This is a genomic window from Cellulomonas sp. GTC20042 (genome assembly GCF_055389595.1).
In genome coordinates this window covers 3,528,203-3,552,642 of the sequence record NZ_AP043678.1, presented here as the reverse complement: position 1 = coordinate 3,552,642, position 24,440 = coordinate 3,528,203, and the positions used below count along the sequence as shown (strand labels likewise).

General features: G+C 73.9%; 25 protein-coding genes. 19 read left to right on the top strand and 6 right to left on the bottom strand.

All coding sequences use genetic code 11. The annotated features are described in order from the left end of the window. Window positions 1-35 precede the first annotated feature (35 nt). The 3 genes from lysS to ACZ5HG_RS16450 all read left to right on the top strand — a co-directional run bounded on the left by lysS (window position 36) and on the right by ACZ5HG_RS16450 (window position 2,229). Window positions 36-1,562, top strand: a complete 1,527-nt coding sequence (gene lysS / locus ACZ5HG_RS16460; protein WP_464178289.1) for a lysine--tRNA ligase — start codon at window positions 36-38, stop codon at window positions 1,560-1,562. Between the two features lie 20 nt (window positions 1,563-1,582). Further along, window positions 1,583-1,771, top strand: a complete 189-nt coding sequence (locus ACZ5HG_RS16455) for a hypothetical protein (protein ID WP_464178287.1) — start codon at window positions 1,583-1,585, stop codon at window positions 1,769-1,771. Between the two features lie 128 nt (window positions 1,772-1,899). Next, window positions 1,900-2,229: a histone-like nucleoid-structuring protein Lsr2 gene (locus tag ACZ5HG_RS16450; protein ID WP_464178284.1), complete on the top strand. Its 330-nt coding sequence runs from the start codon at window positions 1,900-1,902 to the stop codon at window positions 2,227-2,229. Between the two features lie 140 nt (window positions 2,230-2,369). Here ACZ5HG_RS16450 and xylB read toward each other — a convergent pair whose 3' ends face one another. Both xylB and xylA read right to left on the bottom strand, forming a co-directional pair. Next, a complete protein-coding gene (gene xylB / locus ACZ5HG_RS16445; RefSeq protein WP_464178281.1) occupies window positions 2,370-3,809 on the bottom strand; it encodes a xylulokinase in 1,440 nt (479 codons plus the stop codon). 112 nt (window positions 3,810-3,921) lie between these two features. Continuing rightward, on the bottom strand, window positions 3,922-5,109 hold the full coding sequence (gene xylA / locus ACZ5HG_RS16440; RefSeq protein WP_464178279.1) for a xylose isomerase: 1,188 nt from the start codon (window positions 5,107-5,109) through the stop codon (window positions 3,922-3,924). 69 nt (window positions 5,110-5,178) lie between these two features. Here xylA and ACZ5HG_RS16435 point away from each other — a divergent pair, with 69 nt between their 5' ends. From ACZ5HG_RS16435 to mshA, 4 genes are all read left to right on the top strand, one after another. Further along, window positions 5,179-6,522, top strand: coding sequence for an ROK family protein (locus ACZ5HG_RS16435; RefSeq protein ID WP_464178277.1), 1,344 nt, complete (start codon window positions 5,179-5,181; stop codon window positions 6,520-6,522). 73 nt (window positions 6,523-6,595) lie between these two features. Continuing rightward, window positions 6,596-7,666: a lactonase family protein gene (locus ACZ5HG_RS16430; protein ID WP_464178274.1), complete on the top strand. Its 1,071-nt coding sequence runs from the start codon at window positions 6,596-6,598 to the stop codon at window positions 7,664-7,666. Further along, window positions 7,663-9,084: a sugar porter family MFS transporter gene (locus ACZ5HG_RS16425; protein WP_464178271.1), complete on the top strand. Its 1,422-nt coding sequence runs from the start codon at window positions 7,663-7,665 to the stop codon at window positions 9,082-9,084. Before ACZ5HG_RS16430 ends, ACZ5HG_RS16425 begins: the two co-directional genes overlap by 4 nt. Before the next feature lie 147 nt (window positions 9,085-9,231). Beyond that, window positions 9,232-10,452, top strand: coding sequence for a D-inositol-3-phosphate glycosyltransferase (gene mshA / locus ACZ5HG_RS16420; protein ID WP_464182193.1), 1,221 nt, complete (start codon window positions 9,232-9,234; stop codon window positions 10,450-10,452). 22 nt (window positions 10,453-10,474) lie between these two features. Here mshA and ACZ5HG_RS16415 read toward each other — a convergent pair whose 3' ends face one another. Then, on the bottom strand, window positions 10,475-10,915 hold the full coding sequence (locus ACZ5HG_RS16415; protein ID WP_464178269.1) for a nitroreductase family deazaflavin-dependent oxidoreductase: 441 nt from the start codon (window positions 10,913-10,915) through the stop codon (window positions 10,475-10,477). Between the two features lie 113 nt (window positions 10,916-11,028). On the opposite strand from ACZ5HG_RS16415, the gene ACZ5HG_RS16410 reads away from it, so the two are divergent. Beyond that, entirely contained in the window at window positions 11,029-11,769 is a 741-nt protein-coding gene (locus tag ACZ5HG_RS16410) for a phosphoglyceromutase (RefSeq protein WP_464178267.1), read from the top strand. Between the two features lie 71 nt (window positions 11,770-11,840). Here ACZ5HG_RS16410 and phoU read toward each other — a convergent pair whose 3' ends face one another. After that, on the bottom strand, window positions 11,841-12,497 hold the full coding sequence (gene phoU / locus ACZ5HG_RS16405; protein ID WP_464178263.1) for a phosphate signaling complex protein PhoU: 657 nt from the start codon (window positions 12,495-12,497) through the stop codon (window positions 11,841-11,843). Between the two features lie 180 nt (window positions 12,498-12,677). On the opposite strand from phoU, the gene ACZ5HG_RS16400 reads away from it, so the two are divergent. From ACZ5HG_RS16400 to pstB, 6 genes are all read left to right on the top strand, one after another. After that, entirely contained in the window at window positions 12,678-13,976 is a 1,299-nt protein-coding gene (locus ACZ5HG_RS16400) for a sensor histidine kinase (RefSeq protein WP_464178261.1), read from the top strand. Further along, window positions 13,973-14,692 (top strand): response regulator, encoded by a 720-nt coding sequence (locus tag ACZ5HG_RS16395; protein ID WP_464178258.1) that lies wholly within the window; start codon window positions 13,973-13,975, stop codon window positions 14,690-14,692. Before ACZ5HG_RS16400 ends, ACZ5HG_RS16395 begins: the two co-directional genes overlap by 4 nt. Window positions 14,693-14,908: 216 nt before the next feature. Further along, the gene (pstS, locus tag ACZ5HG_RS16390) at window positions 14,909-15,979 is read left to right on the top strand and encodes a phosphate ABC transporter substrate-binding protein PstS (RefSeq protein ID WP_464178256.1); all 1,071 of its coding nucleotides are present in this window, start codon (window positions 14,909-14,911) and stop codon (window positions 15,977-15,979) included. Between the two features lie 138 nt (window positions 15,980-16,117). Beyond that, on the top strand, window positions 16,118-17,137 hold the full coding sequence (gene pstC, locus ACZ5HG_RS16385; protein WP_464178254.1) for a phosphate ABC transporter permease subunit PstC: 1,020 nt from the start codon (window positions 16,118-16,120) through the stop codon (window positions 17,135-17,137). A 1-nt stretch (window position 17,138) separates the two neighbouring features. Next, complete coding sequence (gene pstA, locus ACZ5HG_RS16380) at window positions 17,139-18,101, top strand: phosphate ABC transporter permease PstA (protein WP_464178251.1); 963 nt, start codon at window positions 17,139-17,141, stop codon at window positions 18,099-18,101. A 49-nt stretch (window positions 18,102-18,150) separates the two neighbouring features. Then, the gene (gene pstB / locus ACZ5HG_RS16375) at window positions 18,151-18,930 is read left to right on the top strand and encodes a phosphate ABC transporter ATP-binding protein PstB (protein WP_464178249.1); all 780 of its coding nucleotides are present in this window, start codon (window positions 18,151-18,153) and stop codon (window positions 18,928-18,930) included. A gap of 286 nt (window positions 18,931-19,216) precedes the next feature. On the opposite strand, the gene ACZ5HG_RS16370 is transcribed toward pstB, so the two are convergent. After that, window positions 19,217-19,696, bottom strand: coding sequence for a hypothetical protein (locus ACZ5HG_RS16370; protein WP_464178247.1), 480 nt, complete (start codon window positions 19,694-19,696; stop codon window positions 19,217-19,219). Window positions 19,697-20,105: 409 nt separating this feature from the next. On the opposite strand from ACZ5HG_RS16370, the gene ACZ5HG_RS16365 reads away from it, so the two are divergent. The 4 genes from ACZ5HG_RS16365 to ACZ5HG_RS16350 all read left to right on the top strand — a co-directional run bounded on the left by ACZ5HG_RS16365 (window position 20,106) and on the right by ACZ5HG_RS16350 (window position 22,534). Next, on the top strand, window positions 20,106-20,588 hold the full coding sequence (locus ACZ5HG_RS16365) for a CarD family transcriptional regulator (RefSeq protein WP_122148867.1): 483 nt from the start codon (window positions 20,106-20,108) through the stop codon (window positions 20,586-20,588). 54 nt (window positions 20,589-20,642) lie between these two features. Then, window positions 20,643-21,383: a 2-C-methyl-D-erythritol 4-phosphate cytidylyltransferase gene (gene ispD / locus ACZ5HG_RS16360; protein ID WP_464178241.1), complete on the top strand. Its 741-nt coding sequence runs from the start codon at window positions 20,643-20,645 to the stop codon at window positions 21,381-21,383. Continuing rightward, on the top strand, window positions 21,380-21,898 hold the full coding sequence (gene ispF / locus ACZ5HG_RS16355; RefSeq protein ID WP_464178239.1) for a 2-C-methyl-D-erythritol 2,4-cyclodiphosphate synthase: 519 nt from the start codon (window positions 21,380-21,382) through the stop codon (window positions 21,896-21,898). The genes ispD and ispF overlap by 4 nt, the downstream gene beginning before the upstream one ends. Before the next feature lie 69 nt (window positions 21,899-21,967). Then, the gene (locus ACZ5HG_RS16350) at window positions 21,968-22,534 is read left to right on the top strand and encodes a PASTA domain-containing protein (protein ID WP_464178237.1); all 567 of its coding nucleotides are present in this window, start codon (window positions 21,968-21,970) and stop codon (window positions 22,532-22,534) included. On the opposite strand, the gene ACZ5HG_RS16345 is transcribed toward ACZ5HG_RS16350, so the two are convergent. Then, window positions 22,476-23,447 (bottom strand): EamA family transporter, encoded by a 972-nt coding sequence (locus ACZ5HG_RS16345; protein WP_464178235.1) that lies wholly within the window; start codon window positions 23,445-23,447, stop codon window positions 22,476-22,478. The genes ACZ5HG_RS16350 and ACZ5HG_RS16345 overlap by 59 nt on opposite strands. Before the next feature lie 72 nt (window positions 23,448-23,519). Between ACZ5HG_RS16345 and ACZ5HG_RS16340 the strand changes: the two genes are divergently transcribed. Continuing rightward, window positions 23,520-24,416, top strand: a complete 897-nt coding sequence (locus tag ACZ5HG_RS16340; protein WP_464178233.1) for a LysR family transcriptional regulator — start codon at window positions 23,520-23,522, stop codon at window positions 24,414-24,416. Window positions 24,417-24,440: the final 24 nt, after the last annotated feature.

Below are 24,440 nucleotides of genomic sequence, written 5' to 3'. Positions count from 1 at the left end.
ACGGTGGGCCGCGCGAGCCTCGGTAGGATCGCCGCGTGAACGCGCCTGAGACTCCCGTTGCCGACGACCTCCCCGAGCAGCTCCGGGTCCGGCGCGAGAAGCGCGACCGGATGCTGGCGGAGGGCGTCGAGCCCTACCCGGTCGGCGTGCCCCGCACCCACACGATCGCCGAGGTCCGCGCCGCCTACCCCGCGCTGGAGGCCGGCGAGGAGACCACCGACGAGGTCGGCGTGGCCGGCCGCGTGGTCTTCCTGCGCAACACCGGCAAGCTCTGCTTCGCCACCGTGCAGGACGGCGAGGGCAACCGCCTCCAGATCATGCTGAGCCTGGCCGCCGTCGGCGAGGACCGGCTGACCGCGTTCAAGGCCGACGTCGACCTGGGCGACCACCTGTTCGCGCACGGCCGCGTGATCTCCTCGCGCCGCGGGGAGCTGTCGGTCATGGCGGACTCCTGGCAGCTCGCGGCCAAGTCGCTGCGCCCGCTGCCGAACCTGTACGGCAAGGGCGACGAGGAGGCCCCGGAGCTGTCCGAGGAGGTGCGCGTCCGCCAGCGGTACGTGGACCTGATCGTGCGCCCGGCCGCCCGGGACGCGGTGCGCCTGCGCGCCGGCGTGGTGCGCTCCCTGCGGGAGAACTTCCACCGGCGCGGGTACCTCGAGGTCGAGACCCCGATGCTCCAGACGCAGGCCGGCGGAGCGGCGGCGCGCCCGTTCGTCACGCACATGAACGCCTTCGACATCGACCTGTACCTGCGGATCGCGCCGGAGCTGTTCCTCAAGCGCGCCGCGGTCGGCGGTCTGGAGCGCGTCTTCGAGATCAACCGGAACTTCCGCAACGAGGGCGCCGACTCCTCGCACTCCCCGGAGTTCGCGATGCTGGAGGCCTACGAGGCCTACGGCGACTACGACACGATGGCCGCGCTGACCCAGGACCTGGTGCAGACCGCCGCCTCGGACGTGCTCGGCACCACCACGCTCACCCTGGCCGACGGCTCGGAGTACGAGGTGGGCGGGGACTGGGCGCAGCTGACCATGTACGGGTCGCTGTCCGAGGGCCTCGGCGAGGAGATCACCGCCGACACCACTGTGGCGCACCTGCGCGGGATCGGTGACCGGCTCGGCGTCGCGCTGGACCCGAAGCGGGAGAGCCACGGCAAGTGGGTCGAGGTGATCTGGGAGCACGTGGTCGGCGACCACCTGCACGCGCCGACGTTCGTGCGCGACTTCCCGGTGGAGACCAGCCCGTTGACGCGTGATCACCGCAGCGCGAAGGGACAGGTCGAGAAGTGGGACCTGTACGTGCGCGGCTTCGAGCTCGCGACCGCCTATTCCGAGCTGGTCGACCCGGTGATCCAGCGGCAGCGCTTCGAGGCGCAGGCCCTGCTCGCCGCGGCCGGTGACGACGAGGCGATGGCGCTGGACGAGGATTTCCTCACCGCCGTCGAGTACGCGCTGCCGCCCACCGGTGGCATGGGAATGGGCGTCGACCGCCTGCTGATGGCGCTGACCGGCCTCGGCATCCGCGAGACCATCCTGTTCCCGCTCGTGAAGCCGCAGGCCTGAGCACGGGTTAACCTGACGCGATGAACATCGGTGCGGTGCTCGCGGCACTTCTGCCGTCGGTCGGTCTGGGTGTGATCTTCTGGGTCGTGATCCGGGCGATCATGAACGCCGACCGCACCGAGCGCGCGGCATTGGCGCGGATGGACGCGGCCGATGCCGAGGCGGCGCGCGCGAACGATCCAGAGACGGATACCGGCAAGGATTCCTGAGAATTCTCGCTCTCGCTTTGACGACCTCCCATTCGGATGTCATCCTTTTGGTGACCGCATGATTTGACGCCGCTCTTCGAAGGTCCTCGAGGGGGTATGCAGCGGCCGATCCAGCTCGGGAGGGCGAAATGGCACAGAAGGTTCAGGTCCTGCTCGTGGACGACATCGACGGGGGCACCGCCGACGAGACCGTGACCTTTGCGCTGGACGGAGTGTCGTACGAGATCGACCTGACGACCGCCCACGCCGCCGAGCTGCGCGACGCGTTCGCCACCTGGGTCGGTCACGCCCGCAAGGTCGGCGGCCGGTCCTCCGGCACGCGCACCTCCGCCGCCCGTCCGCGCCGCTCGAACGACGCCGGCGCCGTGCGCGCCTGGGCGAAGGAGAACGGCTTCGAGGTCTCCGAGCGGGGTCGCATCTCCGCCGAGATCCGTGAGGCGTACGACGCCGCGCACTGATCGGCATCGTGCACTGATCGGCATCGTGCGCTGAGCGCACCTGTCAGGCACTGCGCGCTGAGCGCACGGCCCCACGAACGCCGAAGGCCCGGCACCCCCACGCGGGGTGCCGGGCCGTCGTGCGTGCGGCTCTGGGCGGCTCAGGCGCCCGGGCGGGTGGCCGTCAGCTCGCGGACCGCGGCGTACTGCTCGCGCACCTGCGGGGCGGCGTCCGCCGTGAACACCTCGGCGGCACCGGCGGAGGTCCACGCCGGCGGGGTGGCCGCGCCGGAGAGCACCCAGGCGGCCTGCCGGGCGGCGCCGTCGGCGACGTACTCGCCGGGGGTCGGCATCGCGACGTCCAGGCCGAGCACCGCGGGGGCGATCTTCCGCACGGCCTCGGACTGCGCGCCGCCGCCGATCAGGAACACCCGCTCGACGGGCACGCCCTGGGCGCGCAGGGCGTCCAGGCCGTCCGCCAGGGCGCACAGCATGCCCTCGACGGCGGCGCGGGCCAGGTGCGCCGGGGTGGTGTTCGCCAGGCGCATGCCGTGCAGGGCGCCGGTGGCGTCCGGCTTGTTCGGCGTGCGCTCGCCCTCCAGGTAGGGCACCAGCACCAGGCCGTCGGCGCCGGCGGGGGCGGACAGCGCCAGCGCGGACAGGCCGGCGTGGTCCACGCCGAGCATCCGTGCGGCGGCGTCGAGCACCCGGGAGGCGTTGAGGGTGCACGCCAGCGGCAGGTAGGCGCCGGTGGCGTCGGCGAAGCCGGTGACCAGGCCGCTGCCGTCGGCGGTGGGGGTGGCGGAGATCGCGGAGACCACGCCGGAGGTGCCGATCGACAGCGCGACGTCCCCGGTGACCAGGCCGAGGCCCAGCGCGGCCGCGGCGTTGTCGCCCGCACCCGCGCCGAGGTGGGCTCCGGCACGCACCGGGCTCGCACCCCCGGCACCCGTCACGCCCGCGGAGGCGTGCGGGGCGACGACGCGGGGGAGGACGGCGTCGTGGCCGAGCGCCAGCGTGAGCAGGTCACGCCGGTAGTCCTCGGTGAACGGCGACCAGTAGCCGGTGCCGGAGGCGTCCGAGCGGTCGGTGACCAGGGTGTCCAGCGCGGAGCCGGGGCCGTGCCCAGCGATCCGCCAGGTCAGCCAGTCGTGCGGCAGGGCGACGGCGGCGACGCGGGCGGCGGCGTCCGGCTCGTGGTCGCGCAGCCAGCGCAGCTTGGTCACGGTCAGCGAGGCGACGGGCACGGAACCGATCGCGTCGGCCCAGGCCTGCGGGCCGCCGAGCTCGTCGATCAGGGCGAGCGCGGAGGGGGCGGAGCGGGTGTCGTTCCACAGCAGCGCGTCGCGGACCACCTCGCCCTCGGCGTCCAGGGCGACCATGCCGTGCTGCTGGCCGCCGACGGCGATCGCGTCGACGTCGTCCAGCCCGCCGGCGTCGGCCGCCGCGGTCTGGAACGCGTCCCACCAGTGGCGCGGGTGGATCTCGGTGCCGTCGGGGTGCGAGGCGCGGCCGGAGCGGACCAGCGCCCCGGTCTCGGCGTCGCGCACGACGACCTTGCAGGACTGGGTGGAGGAGTCCACCCCGGCGACGAGGGCCATGGCGTTGCGTCCTTGCTGTGCTCGGTGGTTCACGGGGTCGAGGAGGGGGAGAAGACCCGAGGGCGGGTGCGACGAGGAGGTCGCACCCGCCCTCGGCGGTGATGGGGCTCGCTCAGCGGGCGCCGAGCGCGTGCTCCAGCGCGAGCTGGTTGAGGCGCACGAAGCCGAAGCCACGGGCAGCGACGCCGTCCACGTCGAAGTCCTCGAACGCGGAGCGGTCCGCCAGCAGGTCGGCCAGGGTCTCGCCCTCGCCCAGCGTCGGCTGGGCCAGCTCGAGCACACCGGACGCCTCCAGGGCCTCCTGGACCTCGGGGTCGGCGCGGAAGGCGAGCGCCCGCTCCTTGAGGATCAGGTAGGTGTCCATGTTGGCCTTGGCCGAGGCCCACACGCCGTCGAAGTCCTCGGTGCGGGACGGCTTGTAGTCGAAGTGGCGCGGGCCGTCGTAGCGCGGGCCGCCGGCCGGGAAGCCGTTCTCGATCAGGTCGACGGTGGCGAAGGCGGAGAACAGGTCGCCGTGGCCGAACACGAGGTCCTGGTCGTACTTGATCGAGCGCTGGCCGTTCAGGTCGATGTGGAACAGCTTGCCGGCCCACAGCGCCTCGGCGATGCCGGAGGTGTAGTTGAGGCCCGCCATCTGCTCGTGGCCGGTCTCCGGGTTCAGGCCGACGATGTCGCCGTGCTCGAGCTTGGCGATCAGGCCGAGCGCGTGGCCGATCGTCGGGAGCAGGATGTCGCCGCGGGGCTCGTTCGGCTTCGGCTCGATCGCGATGCGCAGGCCGTAGCCCTTCTCCTTGATGTACGCGGCGACGGTGTCGATGCCCTCGGCGTAGCGGTCGTGCGCGGCGTTGAGGTCCTTGGCCGAGTCGTACTCGGCGCCCTCGCGGCCACCCCACATGACGAAGGTGTCGGCGCCGAGCTCGGCGGCGAGGTCGACGTTGCGGATGACCTTGCGCAGGCCGTAGCGGCGCACCCGGCGGTCGTTCGAGGTGAACGCGCCGTCCTTGAAGATCGGGTGGCTGAAGGTGTTGGTGGTGACCATCTCGACGGTGATGCCGGTGTCGGCCAGCGCCTGCTTGAAGCGGGCGAGGATGCGGTCGCGCTCGGCGGCGTCGGAGCCGAAGGGGACCACGTCGTCGTCGTGGAAGGTGACGTGCGAGGCGCCGAGCTCGGCGAGCTTGTGCACCGACTCCACCGGGTCGAGCCACGGGCGGCTCGCGGAGCCGAACTGGTCCTGGGCGTTCCAGCCCACGGTCCAGAGGCCGAAGGAGAACTTGTCTGCGGGGGTGGGCGTGCGCACCATCGGGGCTACTCCTCGTCGAGATTTGTCTTGTCAGCGAACTTATACGTGCGAGGCGTTAGGGTCAAGCGCATGACCGAGCCCGGCAGCACCCCCGCGCAGCGCCCCGAGCCGGGTGCGCCCGCCGTGCCCCCGGGTGCGCGTCGCAGCGCCCGCGGAACGGCCCGCCGTCCCGCCGCCGGCCCCGCCCGCCAGGGCAGCCTGCGCGAGCACAACCTGCGCCTGGTGCTCCAGCACGTGCTCGACGCCGCCGCGGTGCCGGACGCCCCGCCGCCGTCCCGCGCGGACGTCGCCACCGCCACCGGGCTGACCCGCGGGTCGGTCTCCGCGCTGGTGGACCTGCTGATCGGCGCCCGCCTGGTGACCGAGCTGCCGCCAGCCGCCACCGCCCGCGCCGGGCGCCCCGCCGTGCCGCTGGTGCCCGCCAGCCGGACCGTCGTCGGCCTCGGCGCGGAGGTGAACGTCGACTACGTGGGTGTGCGCGCGCTGGACCTGGCGGGGGAGGTGCTGGCGCACCGCACGATCCCGGGCGACTTCCGGCACAGCGATCCCGCCGCGGTGCTGGCGCTGCTCGCCGCGCAGGTCGCCGAGGTGCTGGCCGAGCTGCCCGAGGGCGCCCGCTCGGTCGGCATGTGCCTGGCGCTGCCCGGTCTGGTGGACCGGGTGACCGGTCCGCTGCGGCTCGCGCCGAACCTCGGCTGGCGGGACGTCGACGTGGTGGCGCTGCTGGACGCGCACGAGGCCGTGCGGGCGCTGCCGGTCCGGCTGGCCAACGAGGCGAACCTGGCCGCGCGCGCCGAGGCCCGTGCCGGCACCGCCGGGCAGTCCTTCCTCTACGTCTCCGGCGAGGTCGGCATCGGTGCCGCGATCGTGCTGGACGGCGAAGTCTTCCCCGGCCGGCACGGCTGGAGCGGCGAGCTCGGGCACACCGTGGTCGACACCCACGGCCCACGCTGCACCTGCGGCGCGTTCGGCTGCCTGGAGCAGTACGCCGGCAAGGACGCGCTGCTGCGCGCCGCCGGGATCCCGCTGGAGGAGCCGGTCGAGACCCTGATCGACGCCGCCGCCGCGGGGGACGCGCGGGCCGCCGCCGCCCTGCGCGGTGCGGGGGAGGCCCTGGGCGTGGCGCTGGCGAACTTCGTCAACCTGGTCGACGTCGAGACCGTGGTGCTCGGCGGGATCTACGCGCCGCTCGCCCCCTGGCTGACCGAGACCGTGGTCGCCCAGCTGCGCACCCGGGTGCTCGCCGCCGAGTGGGAGGACGCACGGGTCGGGGTGGCCGCCGGCGGGGAGCACGCGGCGATGACCGGGGCCGCGATCGTCATGCTGCGCGGGGTGGTCGAGGACCCGACCGCGTGGGTCGGCCTGGACGCGGGGGCCGCCGGCCCGGACGCGGAGCCGGTCGCCGCGGGCTGATCCCGTCGCGGCTGCCGCGCCGACCCGCGCCGGCGACGCCCGCGCGTCGGCGGCGTCACGTACGCTCTCCCGCGTGACGGAGCACCTGCGCGACCTGTGGATCGGGACGTACCCAGCGGCCGGCGCGGGGACACCCGTCGGCCTCGGCGAGGGCATCTGGCGGGTCGGTCTCGACACCGCCGCGGGCCGGTTCGCCGACGCCGCCCTGGTGGCGGCCACCCCCTCGCCCTCCTTCCTGGCCGTGGACCGGTCCGCCGGTGCGCTGATCGCCGTCGGCGAGGACACCGCGGGCACCGTGGCGTCCTTCCGGGTGCGCGAGGGCCGTGACGGCCGGCCGACGCTGGTCGCGGACGCGGTCGCGTCCTCCGGCGGGGCCGACCCGTGCCACGTGCTGCTCGACCCCGAGGGGCGCGTCGCCTACGTCGCCAACTACTCCTCCGGCACGCTCGCCGTGCTGGCCCGGGGCGCCGACCGCGAGGGGCCCGTGCTCACCGGGGAGTGGCCGGAGCAGGTGCTCGGGCACGTCGGCACCGGCCCGGTGGAGGACCGGCAGGAGGGCCCGCACGCGCACTTCGCCGCCCTCGCCCCCGGCGGCACGCACGTGCTGGTCTGCGACCTCGGCACCGACGAGATCCGCCGCTACCGGCGCGACCCCGCCACCGGTCTGCTCACGGAGGACGGCATCGCCGCCACGCTGCGCCCGGGATCGGGCCCGCGCCACCTGGTGTTCTCCGCCGACGGCCGGGTCGCCTACGTGTCCTGCGAGCTGGACGTGACCGTCGCGGTGCTGGCCTGGGACGTCGCGCGCGCCAGCGGCCACGTCGTGCAGCACGTGCCCGCCGTCGAGCACGGTCGCGGCCCGGAGGTGCACTCCCTGCCCTCGCACATCGACCGCTCCGGCGACCGCGTCGTCGTCGCCACCCGCGGCCCGGACGTGCTCGCCACCTTCGCCGCCGGCCCGGACGGCACCCTCGCCCCGGCCGGTCAGACCGCGCTGCCCGGCGGGTGGCCGCGGCACTTCGCGCTGGTGGACGGGTACGTGGTGGTCGCCGACCAGACCGGGCACCGCCTGGTGCTGCTCAAGGACGGCTCCGTGGTCGACACCCGCACGCTGCCCGCCCCGGCCTGCGTCGTGGTGGCGTGAGCGCCGCCGACCCCGCGCCGCTGCCCGGCGGCCGGTCCGCCCTGCCCGCGCTGCGCCCGGGCCCGCACCTGCGCCGGCTGGACGTCATCGCGGTCGTCGCCACCTTCGGCGGCCTGCTGTTCGGCTACGACACCGGCGTCATCAACGGCGCCCTGCAGCCGATGGTCGAGGACCTCGGCCTCACCCCGACCACCGAGGGCCTGGTCACCAGCAGCCTGCTGGTCGGCGCCGCCCTCGGGGCGCTCACCGCGGGCCGTCTCGCCGACCGCTTCGGCCGCCGCCGCACGCTGGTGGGTCTGGCGGTGGTGTTCTTCCTCGGCGCGCTCGGCACGGTGCTGGCCCCGGGGATCGGCGTCATGCTCCCGATGCGGTTCGTGCTCGGCGCGGCGGTCGGCGGGGCGTCGGTCACCGTGCCGGTGTACCTGGCCGAGCTGGCGCCCACCGAACGACGGGGCGCGATCACCGGCCGCAACGAGATCGCGATCGTGATCGGCCAGCTGGCCGCCTTCGTCATCAACGCGGTGATCGGCCTCGGCTGGGGGCACCTCGACCACGTGTGGCGGTTCATGCTCGCCGTCCAGATGGTGCCGGCCGTCGCGCTGTTCGTCGGCATGCTGCGGATGCCGGAGTCGCCGCGCTGGCTGCTCGCCCACGGGCGGGAGGACGAGGCGCTCGCGGTGCTGCGCGAGGTGCGGGACGAGGACCGTGCCCGCGCCGAGCTGGCCGAGGTGCGCGACCTGGTGGCCCGCGAGCGGGAGCAGCGCGCCGGGGGCTGGGCCGACCTGCGCTCCGGCTGGGTGCGCCGCCTGGTGCTGATCGGTGTCGGCGTCGCGGTGATCAACCAGCTCGGCGGGATCAACGCCGTCATGTACTACGGCACCCAGCTGCTCGAGCGGTCCGGGTTCAGCGGCGACGTCGCGCTGGTCACCAACATCCTCAACGGGGTGTTCTCCGTGGTCGGCATGCTGATCGGCCTGCGCGTGATCAACCGGTTCAGCCGGCGCGGGATCCTGCTGGTCGGCCTGACCGGCATCATCGCCTCGCACCTGATGATCGCGGCCTGCTCGGCGTGGCTGCCCGAGGGCACCGGCCGCTCGGTGGCGGTCACGGTGTTCCTGGTGCTGTTCGTCGGCTTCAACCAGTCGTCGGTCGGCCTGCTGTGCTGGGTGGTGCTCGCCGAGCTGTTCCCGCTGCGGATCCGCGGGTTCGCGATCGGTCTGGCGGTGTTCTGGAACTGGACCTCGAACGCGGTGATCAGCGGGTTCTTCCCGTCGGTGGTCGCGTCGATCGGAGTCAACGGGACGTTCCTGGTGTTCGCCGGGCTCAACGTGCTGAGCTGGCTCTTCGTGCGGCACGTGCTGCCGGAGACGCGGGACCGCTCGCTGGAGCAGCTCGAGGTGGACTTCTCCCGCGCGTGACCCGCGCCGGTGCTCGGGCCGGGTGACCGACCGCACCACGGACATCGCACGCTGTCGGCCGCGTGATGACGGACAATGGGAGCAGTCCGTGACCATCCCCCGCCGTCCGAAGCAGGAGCCGTCGTGCAGGAGCAGCAGCGCATCGCCATGCTCTCCGTGCACACCTCCCCGCTGGACCAGCCGGGCACCGGGGACGCCGGCGGCATGAACGTCTACGTCGCCGAGCTGTCCCGGGCGCTGGCCCGACGTGGCGCGGCGGTGGAGATCTTCACGCGGGCCACGTCCTCGGCGCTGCCCGACACGGTCGAGCTCGACGCCGGTGACGACCGGGTGCTGGTGCACCACGTGCCCGCCGGTCCGTACGAGGGCCTGGACAAGAACGACCTGCCCGGCCAGCTCTGCGCGATGACCGCCGGCGTGCTGCGCCTGGCCGCCGACCGTCCCGCCGGCTGGTACGACGTGGTCCACGCGCACTACTGGCTGTCCGGCCAGGTCGGCTGGCTGGCCGCCGACCGCTGGGACGTGCCGCTGGTGCACACCATGCACACCATGGCGCGGGTCAAGGACGCCGCGCTCGCCCCCGGCGACGCCCCCGAGCCCGCCGGCCGGGTGATCGGCGAGGAGCAGGTGGTCGCCGCCGCGGACGCGCTGGTCGCCAGCACCGCCGAGGAGGCGCAGGACCTGGTCGGCCTGTACGACGCCGACCCGGAGCGGGTGCACGTGGTGGCCCCCGGGGTCGATCTCGGCGTGTTCCGTCCGCCGGTCGACCGCGCCGCGCTGCGCCGTGACCTCGGGCTGCCCGCCGATCGCGAGGTGGTGCTGTTCGCCGGGCGGATCCAGCCGCTCAAGGCCCCCGACGTGCTGGTGCGCGCCCTCGGCGTGCTGCGCCGCACCGGCGCCGCGCTGCCGCTGCTGGTGGTGCTGGGCGGGCCCTCGGGCCGACCCGCCGCGCTGCGCGAGCTGCAGGCGCTGGCCGTGGCCGAGGGCGTCGCGGAGCACGTGCGCTTCCACCCGCCGGTGGTGCGCTCCGAGCTGTCCCGCTGGTTCGGCGCCGCCGACCTGGTCGCGATGCCCTCGCGCTCGGAGTCCTTCGGGCTGGTGGCCGTCGAGGCGCAGGCCGCGGGCACGCCGGTGCTGGCCTCCGCGGTCGGCGGCCTGCGCTCCGTGGTGGTCGACGGGGTGTCCGGCCGGCTGGTGCGTGGGCACGACCCGGTGGTGTGGGCCTCCGCGATCACCCGCACGCTCGCCGAGCCCGGCCTGCACGACGTCTGGCGCGCCGCGGCCCGCCGCACCGCCGAGGGCTACGGCTGGGACGCGACCGCCGAGCAGGTGCTCAAGGTCTACGCCCTCGCCGCCCAGCGCCGCTGAGCGCGGGCCCGCGGGCGCGGGGTCAGTCCGCGGCGGGCTCGAGGACGAGCACGGGGATCACGCGGTCGGTCTTGACCTGGTAGTCGGCGTAGTCCGGGTACGCGGCGACCGACCGCTCCCACCACAGGTCACGCTCGGCGCCGGACACCTCGCGGGCGACGTAGACGCCCTTGTGCGGGCCGTCCTGCACCTCGACCCGCGGGTGGGCGGTGAGGTTGTGGTACCAGACCGGGTGCTGCGGGGCCCCGCCGAGGGACGCGACGGCGGCGTAGGTGCCCTCGTGCTCGACCCGCATCAGCGCGACCTTGCGGACCTTGCCGGACTTCGCGCCGACCATGGTGATCACCACGACGGGCATGCCGCGCATGGTGGTGCCCTCGGTGCCACCGGAGGACTCGATCAGCGCGACCTGGTCGCGGGTGCGGGCGTCGGGGCTGGGGGCGTACTCGCCGGAGATCGTCATGCCGGAGGCAACACCTCATCGCCTGTTCATGTTCCGCGATGTTCATCAGGCCGCCGTTCCGCGGGTCGAACGTCCCCCGACGATCGCCCCGCGCGTGGGGCAGGATGGGACCCATGACCTACACCCTCGTTCTGCTCCGCCACGGCGAGAGCGAATGGAACGCCAAGAACCTGTTCACCGGCTGGGTCGACGTCCCGCTGTCCGAGAAGGGCGTCGCGGAGGCCAAGCGCGGCGGCTCCCTGCTGACCGACGCGGGCGTGCTGCCGGACGTCGTGCACACCTCGCTGCTGCGTCGCGCGATGATGACCGCCAACTACGCGCTGGACGCCGCGGACCGTCTGTGGATCCCGGTCAAGCGCTCCTGGCGCCTGAACGAGCGTCACTACGGTGCGCTCCAGGGCAAGGACAAGAAGCAGACCCTCGACGAGTACGGCGAGGAGCAGTTCATGCTCTGGCGTCGTTCCTACGACGTGCCGCCGCCGGACATCGAGCTCGGCTCGGAGTTCTCGCAGGACACGGACCCGCGCTACGCCGGTGAGCCGATCCCGCGCGCCGAGGCCCTGGCCCAGGTGCTCGACCGCGCCCTGCCGTACTGGCACTCGGACATCGTGCCGGACCTCCAGGCCAAGAAGACCGTCCTGGTCGCCGCGCACGGCAACTCGATCCGCGCCATCGTCAAGTACCTGGACGACGTGGACGACCAGACCATCGCCGGGATCAACATCCCGACCGGCATCCCGCTGCGGTACGACCTCGACGAGGAGACGCTGAAGCCCACGAACCCGGGCGGCACCTACCTCGACCCCGAGGCCGCCGCCGAGGCGATCAAGGCCGTGGCGAACCAGGGTCGCTGAGGCCCCCAGCACGACGAGAGGCCCGGTCCGACATCACGTCGGACCGGGCCTCTCTCGTGCCCCGAGGGTCGTCAGCGCGCGGTGTCGCCCGCGAAGTCGCCGGTCACCAGGTAGGTCACCCGGCGCGCGATCGACACGGCGTGGTCGCCGAACCGCTCGTAGTACCGGCCGACCAGCGTCACGTCGATCGTCTGCTGCGCGTCGCCCTTCCAGGCGGGGCCGAGCAGGATCCGGAACGTGTCCTCGTGCAGCGAGTCGAGCAGGTCGTCGTCCCGCTCGATGCCCTCGGCCTCGGCCAGGTCGTGCGTGGTCAGCACCTGCGTGGTGCGCACGGCGACCCGGCGGGCGGCCTCGTTCATCTCGGTGAACACCCCGGTCAGCGCCGGGTCGATCGCGGCGCGGGGGTACCGGCCGCGGGCCACCTGCGCGACGTGCCGGGCGAGGTCGCCCATCCGCTCCAGGGTGGCGCTCATCCGCAGGGCCGACACGACGACACGGAGGTCGGTGGCGACCGGCTGCTGCTGGGCGAGCAGCAGGATGCAGCGCTCGTCCAGGTCGCGCTCCAGCGCGTCGATCGCCAGGTCGTCCGCGATCACCTGCTCCGCGAGGGAGAGGTCCTGGTGCAGCAGCGCCTCGCCGGCTGCCGTGATCGCGTGCTCGACCCGGCGGCTCATGGCCACCAGGTCGTCCCCGAGCTGCTTGAGCTCGGCGTCGAAGATCTCCCGCATCGCATTCCTTCCGTCGTCCCCGGGCGCGTCCGTCCGGCCGACCACGGTCCCACGGGCAGGGGGCCCGCCGGTGAACTCCACGGTGCTGCCAGGTGAACACGGCCGGCCCTGCGATGAACACTCGGCGAGCCGGGCGTCCGGTGGTCCGAAGCCCGTGAGACCTCCCCGTACCCTGGCCGCGTGGAGGGTCTGTCGGGTCTCATCGTGCTCCTCGCGGGCGCCCTCGGTCTGCTGACCGGGATCGGCGCGACGCTGGCGTTCCGGTGGAGCGAGCGTGAGCAGCGCACCGTGCCGCCCCAGCCGGAGCCGGAGCTGGACGACGGCCTGGTGCGGGTGCTCGCCGTGCTGCGCTCCGCCGCCGTCGTGCTGGACGACGACGAGCAGGTGGTGCGCGCGTCGCCGCCGGCCTACGCGCTCGGCGTGGTGCGGGACGGCGCGATCGTGCACGCCTCCGTCCGCGACCTGATCGCCGACGTGCGCCGGACCGGCGTGATCCGGGACGAGGAGCTGGAGCTGCCGCGCGGCCCGCTCGGGCCCGGCACGCTGATGCTCCAGGTGCGGGTGGCGCAGGTCGGCCCCGGGCTGCTGCTGGTGCTCGCGGAGGACCGCACGCAGGCGCGCCGGCTGGAGGCGATCCGCCGCGACTTCGTGGTGAACGTGTCGCACGAGCTGAAGACCCCGGTCGGCGCGCTGTCGCTGCTGGCCGAGACGGTGCAGGACGCCGCGGACGACCCGGAGGCCGTGCGTCGGTTCGCCGGCCGGATGACGAACGAGGCGCAGCGGCTGTCGGCGCTGGTGCACGAGATCCTCGAGCTGTCCCGGCTGCAGGTGGCCGGTGCCCTGCAGGAGATCGCGCTGGTCGACGTGGACGCGGTGGTCGCCGAGTCGGTGGACCGGGCACGCACCGGCGCCGCCGCCAAGGAGATGGTCTTCGACGTCGGCGGGGAGACCGGGCACCAGGTGTTCGGCGACCACACGATGCTGGTGCAGGCGGTGCGCAACCTGCTGGACAACGCGGTGCGCTACTCCCCGGACGGCACCCACGTCGGCGTGGGGGTCCGCCGGCGTGAGGACATCGTGGAGATCGCGGTGGTCGACCAGGGCGTCGGCATCTCCGCGGACGAGCAGGACCGGGTGTTCGAGCGGTTCTACCGGGTGGACCCGGCGCGCAGCCGCGACACCGGCGGCACCGGCCTCGGCCTGTCGATCGTCAAGCACGTCGCGGCGGACCATGGCGGCGACGTACAGGTGTGGTCGCAGCCCGGCCGCGGCTCCACCTTCACCGTGCGGCTGCCCGCCGCCGCGCGTCCCGACCACCTCGATGCGGGCGCGGACGACGACGGCACGGATGCCGACGACGCGCAGCCCGACGCGACCACCCTGCCGGCCCAGCCCGACGGCACCTCGACCGACGCGACGCGCGAGGCCGGGGTACCGTCCCCCTCGCAGACCCACACCACCGGAGGCACCACCCCGTGACCCGCATCCTGCTCGTCGAGGACGAGGAGTCCTACCGCGACCCGCTGGCCTACCTGCTGACCCGGGAGGGCTACGAGGTCGTCGCCGCGGCGACCGGCATCGAGGCGCTGGAGGCGTTCGACGAGGGCGGGGCGGACCTGGTGCTGCTCGACCTGATGCTGCCGGGCCTGTCCGGCACCGAGGTCTGCCGGCAGATCCGCCGGGTGAGCGACGTGCCGGTGATCATGCTGACCGCCAAGGACGGCGAGATCGACAAGGTGGTCGGCCTGGAGCTCGGCGCGGACGACTACGTCACCAAGCCGTACTCCTCGCGGGAGCTGCTGGCGCGGGTGCGTGCGGTGCTGCGGCGCCGGGTCTCGTCGTCCGGCGCCGCCGAGGACGACGACGAGCTCGAGGACGACGGCATCCTGGCCGCCGGCCCGGTGCGGATGGACGTCGACCGGCACACCGTGCAGATCCACGGCGAGCAGGTGGGCTTCCCGCTCAAGGAGTTCGAGCTGCTGGAGCTGCTGCTGCGCAACGCCGGCCGGGTGCTGACCCGGGTGCAGCTGATCGACCGGGTGTGGGGGACCGACTACGTCGGCGACACCAAGACCCTCGACGTCCACGTGAAGCGCGTGCGGGCCAAGATCGAGGCCGACCCGGCGAACCCGACACTGCTGGTGACCGTGCGCGGGCTCGGCTACAAGCTGCAGGACGAGCCGCCGACCGCGTGATCCTGCGGGACGCTCAGCGGGCCGTGACCGGATCGTGATCTGACCCGGCAGTCTTGGCCGGTCGTTCACCCGCGGTTCACCCGGGGACGGAAACCTGGTCATCTCGGCTGCCTAACTTCTGTCGAGGCGCGCACAGACGGTGCGCGATGTCTCACGACAGGACGGAACACTGTGAAGCTCAACCGCGGTCGTGCGAGCGCTCTCGCCCTCGCTGGCGTGCTCGCCCTCTCCCTCACGGCGTGTGGTTCGGACGACGCCACCGGCTCCGGCGAGACCTCCGGCTCCTCCGAGGCCCCGCAGAGCTCCCTGAGCGGCGAGCTCGCCGGCTCGGGCGCCTCCTCCCAGGAGTCCGCGATGGACGCCTGGCGTGCCGGGTTCCAGACGGCCAACCCCGACGTGACGGTCTCCTACGACCCGGTCGGCTCCGGCGGCGGTCGCACCGCGTTCCTCGACGGCTCGGTCGCCTTCGCCGGCACCGACTCGGCGCTGACCGAGGAGGAGCTGGCGGACGCGCAGGCCCGCTGCTTCGACTCCTCGGCCGTGGACCTGCCGGTCTACGTCTCCCCGATCGCCGTGGTCTTCAACCTCGAGGGCGTCGACAGCCTGAACCTCTCGGCGGCGACGATCGCGAACATCTTCAACGGCACCATCACGAGCTGGGACGACGCGGCCATCGCCGCCGAGAACCCGGACGTCACCCTGCCGGCGACCGCGATCACGCCGGTGCACCGCTCCGACGAGTCGGGCACCACCAAGAACTTCACCGACTACCTGGCCAAGGCCTCCGGTGGCGCGTGGACCTACGAGGCCTCGGGCGACTGGCCGATCGAGGGCGGCGAGTCCGGTGCGCAGACCTCTGGCCTGATCCAGACCGTCCAGGGCGGCGACGGCACCATCGGCTACGCCGACTTCTCGAAGGCCGGCGACCTCGGCCTCGTGTCGATCCAGGTCGGCGACACCTGGGAGGCCCCGTCGGAGGAGGGTGCGGCGGCCGCGCTCGACGCCTCCCCGCGTGACGACTCCCGCGCCGAGGGCGACATCGTGATCAAGATCGACCGCGAGTCCACCGAGGCCGGCGCCTACCCGCTGCTCCTCGTCTCCTACCTGGTCGCCTGCCAGGCGTACGACACCCAGGAGGAGGTCGACCTGGTCCAGGCCTTCCTGACCTACGTCGCCTCGGCCGAGGGCCAGTCCGAGTCCGAGTCGGCCGCGGGCTCCGCGCCGATCTCCGACGCGCTGCGCACCGACGTCCAGGCCTCGATCGACGCGATCACCCTGGCGTCCTGATCCACCGGGCCGCACCGGCCCCCCCGCGACCCGGGGGGCGTCGGTGCGGCCCACCGGTCACCGAGGCCGGTCCACCGCAGCGGTGGGCCGGCCCTCGGCGCGACAGCCCTCACCACCCCTCCTCCCCCTGGAGACCGCGTGACCAGCACCCAGCCCCGCACCGCGGGCCCTACCCCGCCGGCGAGCGACCCCGCACCCGGCAGCACCGCCCGTCGGCTGCGCGCCCGTGCCGCCGACCGGGGCGGCTCTCGTCTCTTCCGGTGGATCTCCACCGGCGCCGGCGTCCTGATCCTGGTCGTCCTGGCCGCGGTCGCCGTGTTCCTGGTGATGCGCGCGATGCCCGCGATCTCCGCCGGCTCCTCCGAGCTGGCCGACAAGGTGAGCTGGTTCCCGGACGACACCTCGCTGCTCGGCTTCATCGGCCCGCTGGTGTTCGGATCGCTGCTCGCCGCGGCCGTCTCGCTGGTGATCGCCACGCCGATCGCGATCGGGATCGCCCTGTTCATCTCGCACTACGCCCCGCGGCGGCTCGCGAACGCGCTGGGCTACGTGGTCGACCTGCTCGCCGCGATCCCCTCGGTGGTCTACGGCCTGTGGGGCGGCCTGGTGCTCGGCCCCTTCGTCCGGCCGGTGTGGCAGTTCCTCAACGAGTACCTCGGCTGGATCCCGCTGTTCGCGGACCCGGTGTCCCCGACCGGTCGCGTGATGCTGACCGTGGGCGTGGTGCTGGCCGTGATGATCCTGCCGATCATCACCGCGATCTGCCGCGAGGTGTTCCTGCAGACCCCGCGCCTGCACGAGGAGGCCGCTCTGGCCCTCGGCGCGACGCAGTGGGAGATGGTGCGGATGGCCGTGCTGCCCTTCGCCCGCTCCGGGATCGTCTCGGCCGCCATGCTCGGCCTGGGCCGTGCGCTCGGCGAGACGATGGCGGTGCTGATGATCCTGTCGCCCGGGTTCCTCTACTCGATCAACCTGGTGGCGGCCGGGCAGCAGCAGACGATCGCCGCGAACATCGCCGCGCAGTTCCCGGAGGCGAACCAGATCGGCGTCTCCACCCTGATCGCCACCGGCCTGGCGCTGTTCGTGATCACCCTGGCCGTGAACATGGCCGCCCGCGCGATCGTCGCGCGGCGCAAGGACTTCTCGGGGGCCAACTGACATGAGCGACGTGACCCCCACCGCCACCGCGGAGCGCGAGGCCCAGCCCTCGCTGCGCGAGCTGCTCCAGACCACCGACACCCGTCGGCACCGCACCGACGTCACCATGCGGGTGCTGATCACCTCGGCCTTCGTGCTCGCGATGATCCCGCTGGTCTCGCTGACCTGGACCGTGGTGTCCAAGGGTATCGGCCGGCTGGACGGCTACTTCCTGCTGCACTCCATGCGCGGCGTCTTCGGCGGCATGGACGCCGGCGGCATCTACCACGCGATCGTCGGCACGCTCGGGATCACGCTGTTCGCGGCGCTGATCTCGGTGCCGATCGGGCTGCTGGCCGCGATCTACCTGGTCGAGTACGGGCGTGGTCCGCTGGCCCGCCTGGTGACCTTCCTGGTCGACGTGATGACCGGCATCCCGTCGATCGTCGCCGGTCTGTTCGCCTACGCGCTGTTCGCGCTGCTGCTCGGGCCGGGCGCCAAGATGGGCGTGATCGGCTCCGTGGCGCTGTCCGTGCTGATGATCCCGGTCGTCGTGCGGTCCAGCGAGGAGATGCTGCGCCTGGTGCCGAACGAGCTGCGGGAGGCCTCGCTGGCCCTCGGCGTGCCGCGCTGGCTGACCATCGTCAAGGTGGTGCTGCGGACGTCCGTGGCCGGCCTGACCACCGGCGTCATGCTGGCCATCGCCCGCGTGATCGGCGAGACCGCCCCGCTGCTGATCACCGTCGGCGTGATCGACTCGATCAACTTCAACCTGTTCGACGGGCGGATGATGACGCTGCCGGTGTACGTGTACCGGCAGTACGCGCAGGGTCTGGTGCCCTGCTCCGCGGATGACCTGGCGTGCGTCCCGGACATCAACATCCAGCGTGCCTGGGCCGCGGCGCTGACGCTCTTCCTGATCGTCATGCTGCTCAACCTGATCGGCCGGCTCGTCACCCGGTGGTTCGCGCCGAAGATCCGCTGAACCGCCCCTCCCCCTGACACTTCCCCCTGACCGACCTGAGGAGACCGAGATGGCACAGCGCATCGACGTCAAGGACCTGAACATCTTCTACGGCGCGTTCCGTGCCGTGGCCGACGTGGAGATGACCATCGAGCCCCGCTCGGTGACCGCGTTCATCGGCCCGTCCGGCTGCGGCAAGTCGACCTTCCTGCGCACCCTGAACCGCATGCACGAGGTGATCCCCGGCGCGCGCGTCGAGGGCACCGTGGCCGTCGAGGGCGTCGACCTGTACGGCGACGACATCGACCCGGTCGCCGTGCGCCGCCAGGTCGGCATGGTGTTCCAGCGCCCCAACCCGTTCCCGACCATGTCGATCGCGGAGAACGTGCTGGCCGGCATCCGGCTGAACAACCGCAAGATCTCCAAGGGCGACGCCCAGGACCTCGTCGAGCAGTCCCTGCGCGGCGCGAACCTGTGGAACGAGGTCAAGGACCGCCTCGACCGCCCGGGCTCCGGCCTGTCCGGCGGTCAGCAGCAGCGCCTCTGCATCGCCCGTGCCATCGCGGTCAAGCCGCAGGTGCTGCTGATGGACGAGCCGTGCTCCGCGCTGGACCCGATCTCCACGCTCGCCATCGAGGACCTGATCGCCGAGCTGCGCTCGGAGTACACGATCGTCATCGTCACGCACAACATGCAGCAGGCGGCGCGCGTCTCGGAGAAGACCGCGTTCTTCAACATCGCCGGCACCGGTGAGCCCGGCCGCCTGATCGAGATGGACGACACCGCCACCATGTTCTCCTCGCCGCACGAGCAGGCCACGGAGGACTACATCTCGGGTCGCTTCGGCTGATCCGCACACCTCGCGCGGGCGGGGGACGGGTCGCGTCCCCTCCCGCGTGCGTGGCGGCCTGCGCGGGCCGACGGGTCCGCGCGCCGAGCCGCCGACGTCCGCCGACCGGGGGGAGCGGTGGACGCGACGAGGCCGCCCGGTCGGCTCCAGGGGGAGGGACCGGGCGGCCTCGGTCGTGCCCGGGGTGCGCGGCGCGCGGCGCCGAGGTTGCACGAAAGCCGCCTTCGATCGTGCTGAAGGCGGCTTTCGTGCGAGTTCGGTGAGCGCCGGGCGCCCGGCGCGGGGCTCAGGACGCGTCGGGGACCAGGTCGGCGTACTCGGGGAGCGTGCCGTCGAGCACCGGGACGCGGACCTCCTGGGTGCCGCCGGGGCCGCTGCTCAGCGTGAGCGTGGTGAGCGCGCCGGGCGCGTCCGGCGTGGAGAGCACTACGTCCTCGCCCTCGGTGCCGCCGATCAGCACGGTCTCGCCCGCGCGCACCCGCAGGTCCTCGGCGTCCTCGTCGGTCGAGATCGAGACGGTGACGGTCTCGTCGCCGAAGTTCGTGAGCGCGCCCTGGAGCGCACCGGGGCCGTCCGCCTCGGCGGCGACCAGCAGCAGGTTCTCGCCCTGCACGTCCCCGAGCTCGACCTGCACGCCGTCCGAGGCCGCGTAGGAGTCCTGCGTGGTGATCGGGTTGGTGGCCGAGCACCCGGTCAGCGCGGCGGCGAGCAGCCCGGCGCCGACGGCGGAGGACAGGCGGACGGACGGGCGGCGGGTGGCGGCCACGGTGGCTCCTCACGGGGTCGTCGACGCGGGTGCGAGCCGGGTCGAGGTGGGACGAAGGTCCTGTGCGGCAGAGCCTACGTGCTCGGCGCCCGCGGCACGGCGGGATCGTCCGGCGCGTGGCGGGCGTGCTGCGGGGCGGAGGGGATCGCCGGGTCGAGCCGCTGGTCAGCGCGCTGCGGCGCCGGGTGGATCGTGATGGCGGACCCGATCTCGGACCGACCGTCGCGAGGTCGAGGATGCCCCTGTCGGACCTTAACCACATCGGGCGTCCTGGGCACCGCTGCGCGCGGCGTGTCGCGGGCGTGTCGCGAGGCGCAACGCTCTGACCTGCACAAACGCTCGCAGATCGGCCCGTGGGCGGCGCAGGCCACGTGGTAGGATGGGCTTCCGCGAAAGGGGACACCTGCAGATGACTTTCACTGTTGGGGAGACGGTTGTCTACCCGCACCACGGGGCAGCGCTGATCGAGGAGATCAAGACCAGGACCATCCGCGGCGAGGACAAGATCTACCTCAAGCTGAAGGTCGCCCAGGGCGACCTCACCATCGAGGTCCCGGCGGAGAACGTCGACCTGGTGGGTGTGCGCGACGTCGTGGGCCAGGAGGGTCTGGAGCGCGTGTTCGACGTGCTGCGGGCGCCTTACACCGAGGAGCCGACCAACTGGTCGCGCCGCTACAAGGCGAACCTCGAGAAGCTCGCCTCCGGCGACGTGATCAAGGTGGCCGAGGTCGTCCGCGACCTGTCGCGCCGTGACGCCGACCGCGGCCTGTCCGCGGGCGAGAAGCGCATGCTCGCCAAGGCCCGGCAGATCCTCGTCTCGGAGCTCGCGCTGGCCGAGCACACCGAGGAGGAGAAGGCCGAGGCCATCCTCGACGAGGTGCTGGCGTCCTGACGGACGCCGCGACCACCCGCTGACGCGCGCGGCGACCGGCAGGACGGCGAGGTCATGACCACCGCCGCCGTGCTCACCGCCGCCGGCAGCGGCTCGCGTCTGGGCCTGCCGGGCCCGAAGGCGCTGGTCGAGCTCGCCGGGGTGCCGCTGGTGCTGCACGCCGCGCGCCGGCTCGCCGCCTCGGGGGTGGTCGCCTCCATCGTCGTCACCGTGCCACCGGGCCGGTCGGCGGGGTTCCGTGCCCTGCTGGCCGGCCCTGTGCGTCCCGGGATCGGCGTGCCCGTCACCGTGGTCGAGGGCAGCACCTCCCGGCAGGCCTCCGTCGCCGCCGGCCTCGCCGCCCTGCCGCCCGAGGTGGACGTGGTCCTGGTGCACGACGCCGCCCGCGCGCTCGCCTCCGCCGACCTGGTGCGGACCGTCGAGGCCGCGGTGCGTGCCGGGCACGGTGCCGTCGTGCCGGGGCTGCCGGTCGCCGACACGATCAAGCAGGTCGGCGATCCGCTCGCCGGGTCGTCGGCCCGCCCGGTGGTCGCCACGGTCCCGCGCGCCACGATGCGCGCCGTGCAGACCCCGCAGGGCTTCGACCGGGCCCTGCTGGACACCGCCCACGCCGCCGGTGCGGACCGGGCCGCCGACGAGGCCACCGCCGCCACCGACGACGCGTCGCTGGTGGAGGCGCTGGGCGAGCGGGTGTGGGTGGTGCCGGGGGAGGAGCAGGCGATGAAGATCACCACGACGCGGGACCTCGCGGTGGCCGAGCTGCTGGCGCGGGACGACGCAGGGGCGCGGGCATGACCGGCACCGACGCACCGGAGGCGGTGCCCCCGCTGCCGCGCACCGGCATCGGGGTCGACGTGCACGCCGAGGACCCCGACCCCGCCTCCGGCGCGGTGCTGCACCTCGCCGGGCTCTCCTGGCCGGGGGAGCGCCCGCTCGCCGGGCACTCGGACGCCGACGTGGCCGCGCACGCCGCCGCCGACGCCCTGCTGTCCGCCGCCGGGATCGGCGACCTGGGCTCGGTGTTCGGCACCGACCGCCCGGAGTGGGCCGGTGCGGCGGGGGTCGTGCTGCTCTCCGAGGCGGCCCGCCTGGTGCGTGACGCGGGCTTCCTGATCGGCAACGTGGCGGTGCAGGTGATCGGCAACCGTCCCCGGCTGGCCGCGCGCCGGGCGGAGGCGGTCGACGCGCTGTCCGCCGCCGTGGGTGCGCCGGTGCAGGTGTCGGCGACCACCACCGACGGGCTCGGGCTGACCGGGCGCGGCGAGGGGATCGCCGCGGTCGCCACCGCCCTGGTGGTGCCGGTCGGCTGACCCGCCGCACGGGTGACCCGGGGCGGACGTCCTGGTCAGCAGCGTGGTCGGCGGGAGACGATCGCAGGCATGCGGAAGCGGAACGTGGTCATCGGCGTCGTGGCCGTGGTGGTCGTCCTCGGGGTGTGGGGTGCGGCGACCGGGCAGACCGGCAGCAGCGGACCGCGCGGCGGCTCCTTCGGCGGCGCGACGAGCGCGGGCACCCCGGGCGCGATCCCGTCGGCGACGCCGGTGGTGGTGCCGACCCCGGAGGTCGTCGGGGCGGGCCCGGTCGATCCTGCCGCGGAGGCGCCCGTGGTGGCGGACCCCGCTGCGCCCGCCGACCCGGCCGCGCCCGCCGACCCCGCAGCAGCAGCAGCGCCGCCGGCCGACCCGGTGGTGGAGGTGCCGGCGGCGCCCGCGCGGTTCCGGATGCCCGACATGGTCGGCAAGGACCTCGACGACGTGGAGGACGCGTTGGAGGCGCTCGGCGCCACGGACATCACGACCACCGACCTCAGCGGGGAGGGGCGCTCGGTGTGGGTGTCGTCGAACTGGAAGGTCTGCACCCAGGACCCCCGGGAGGGCACGCGCGAGGTCAAGCCCTCGGAGCGGATCCGGCTGGGCGTGGTGAAGGGCTCGGAGCGCTGCCCGTGACCGCGGCAGGCTGACCGGCAGCGACCGGCGTCGCCGCCGCGCGCGGGGGCCGGGTCGCCACCAGCACCCCCGCCACCACCACCGCGCCGAGCAGCACCTCGCCCAGGGCAGGGCGCTCGCCGAGGATCAGCCAGGACGCGGTGAAGCCGACCACCGGCACCAGCATCGAGAACGGCGCGACCGTGCTGGACGGGTGCCGGGCGAGCAGCGCGGTCCAGATCCCGGAGCCGAGCACGGTGGCGATCAGCACCGTGAACGCCAGCCCGGCCAGCGCCCAGGCACCGGTGGCGGTGCCGAGGGTGGTGAGCGAGCGGCCGATCGCGGCCGGCCCGTCGATCAGCAGCGACAGCGCCAGCATCGGCAGCGGCGGCACCACGGACATCCAGAGCATGAACCGGAACGGGCTGTCCGGGTGCGCCTGCCGGCTGGAGACGTTGCCGAGGGCCCACCCCAGGCCGCCGCACAGGGTGAGGACCACGGGCAGCAGCCCGGCGGAGGCGCCGTCGCCCGCGCGCAGGGCCGCGATCCCGCCGAGCCCGGCCACCGCCAGGCCGATGCCGAGCGCCTGCCGGCCGCTGATCCGCTCGCGCAGCCACACCGCGCCGAGCAGGACCGTGAACGGCGCCGAGGACTGGAGCACCAGCGAGGCGAGCCCGGTGGGCATGCCGGAGTCCATCGCCAGGTAGAGGAAGGCGAACTGGAGCACGCCGAAGCCGATCCCGTAGCCGAGCAGCCAGCGCACCGGCACCGCCGGACGCGGCACCAGCAGCAGGGTCGGCACGGCCAGCAGGGCGAAGCGCAGGGCGACCAGGAAGAACGGCGGGAACTGCTCCAGCGAGAGGTGGATCGCCGGGAAGTTGATCCCCCAGCAGACGGCCACCCCGAGGGCGAGCAGACGATCACGCAGCGGCATGCGGCGATGGTGCCCCGTGCCGACCCGTCAGCACCAGTGAAAGAAAGCAGACCAACCGTGTAGCGTCGCTGCATGGATGCGCGTCACCTGGCCACGCTGCGCGCGGTGCGGGACCGCGGCGGGGTCACTGCCGCCGCCCACGCGCTGCACCTCACCCCCTCGGCCGTGTCGCAGCAGCTGCGCGCGCTCAGCCGGGACGCGGGTGTCGAGGTGGTGGAGCCCGACGGGCGCGGGGTGCGGCTGACCGGTGCCGGGCAGGCGCTCGCGGAGGCCGCGGTCGACGTCGCGGTGGCGCTGGAACGGGCGCGCGCCGCCGGGGACGCGTTCCGCACCGCTCCGCGGGGGACCGTGCGGGTGGCGGCGTTCCAGAGCGGGGCCGAGCTGCTGGCACCCGGGCTGCTCACCCGGGTCGCGGGGCTGGACGGGATCACGGTCGACCTCGGGGACGAGGACGTCGCGCAGCACGCCTTCCCGGCGCTGACCGCCGACTTCGACATCGTCGTGGCGCACCGGCCGGACGCCGAGGACGCATGGCCCGCCGACCTGCGCGTGGTGCCGCTGCTGCGCGAGCCGCTGGACGTGGCGCTGCCCGCCGATCACCCGCTGGCCGACCGGGCGACGCTGGAGCCCGCCGACCTCGCCGACGCCGCGTGGATCTCGGTGCGCGAGGGCTTCCCGGTGGCGGCGGTGCTGGACGCGGTGGCCGCCGGCACCGGCAGCCCGCCCCGGGTGGTGCAGCGGATCAACGACTTCGGGGTGGTCGAGGCGCTGGTCGCGGCCGGTCACGGGATCTCCCTGCTGCCCCGGTACACGGCAGGACGACGCCCCGGGGTGCGCCTGGTGCCGCTGGCCGGGGTGCGCGCGGGCCGCCGGATCGACGCCCTGCTGCGCCCGGACCGGGCCGAGCGGCTGGTGGTGCGACGGGTGCTGACGGCGCTGCGGGCCGAGGCGGCGCGGTTCTCCGGCTGATCCGCCGGCCTGTCGCCCGGTAAC

Bases quoted from the DNA above. Each gene is read 5' to 3' on its own strand.
- ACZ5HG_RS16455 (WP_464178287.1), top strand. From the start codon at position 1,583: ATGAACATCGGTGCGGTGCTCGCGGCACTTCTGCCGTCGGTCGGTCTG.
- ACZ5HG_RS16450 (WP_464178284.1), top strand. From the start codon at position 1,900: ATGGCACAGAAGGTTCAGGTCCTGCTCGTGGACGACATCGACGGGGGC.
- xylB (WP_464178281.1), bottom strand. From the start codon at position 3,809: ATGGCCCTCGTCGCCGGGGTGGACTCCTCCACCCAGTCCTGCAAGGTC.
- xylA (WP_464178279.1), bottom strand. From the start codon at position 5,109: ATGGTGCGCACGCCCACCCCCGCAGACAAGTTCTCCTTCGGCCTCTGG.
- ACZ5HG_RS16435 (WP_464178277.1), top strand. From the start codon at position 5,179: ATGACCGAGCCCGGCAGCACCCCCGCGCAGCGCCCCGAGCCGGGTGCG.
- mshA (WP_464182193.1), top strand. From the start codon at position 9,232: ATGCTCTCCGTGCACACCTCCCCGCTGGACCAGCCGGGCACCGGGGAC.
- ACZ5HG_RS16415 (WP_464178269.1), bottom strand. From the start codon at position 10,915: ATGACGATCTCCGGCGAGTACGCCCCCAGCCCCGACGCCCGCACCCGC.
- ACZ5HG_RS16410 (WP_464178267.1), top strand. From the start codon at position 11,029: ATGACCTACACCCTCGTTCTGCTCCGCCACGGCGAGAGCGAATGGAAC.
- phoU (WP_464178263.1), bottom strand. From the start codon at position 12,497: ATGCGGGAGATCTTCGACGCCGAGCTCAAGCAGCTCGGGGACGACCTG.
- pstA (WP_464178251.1), top strand. From the start codon at position 17,139: ATGAGCGACGTGACCCCCACCGCCACCGCGGAGCGCGAGGCCCAGCCC.
- pstB (WP_464178249.1), top strand. From the start codon at position 18,151: ATGGCACAGCGCATCGACGTCAAGGACCTGAACATCTTCTACGGCGCG.
- ACZ5HG_RS16365 (WP_122148867.1), top strand. From the start codon at position 20,106: ATGACTTTCACTGTTGGGGAGACGGTTGTCTACCCGCACCACGGGGCA.
- ispD (WP_464178241.1), top strand. From the start codon at position 20,643: ATGACCACCGCCGCCGTGCTCACCGCCGCCGGCAGCGGCTCGCGTCTG.
- ispF (WP_464178239.1), top strand. From the start codon at position 21,380: ATGACCGGCACCGACGCACCGGAGGCGGTGCCCCCGCTGCCGCGCACC.
- ACZ5HG_RS16350 (WP_464178237.1), top strand. From the start codon at position 21,968: ATGCGGAAGCGGAACGTGGTCATCGGCGTCGTGGCCGTGGTGGTCGTC.
- ACZ5HG_RS16345 (WP_464178235.1), bottom strand. From the start codon at position 23,447: ATGCCGCTGCGTGATCGTCTGCTCGCCCTCGGGGTGGCCGTCTGCTGG.
- ACZ5HG_RS16340 (WP_464178233.1), top strand. From the start codon at position 23,520: ATGGATGCGCGTCACCTGGCCACGCTGCGCGCGGTGCGGGACCGCGGC.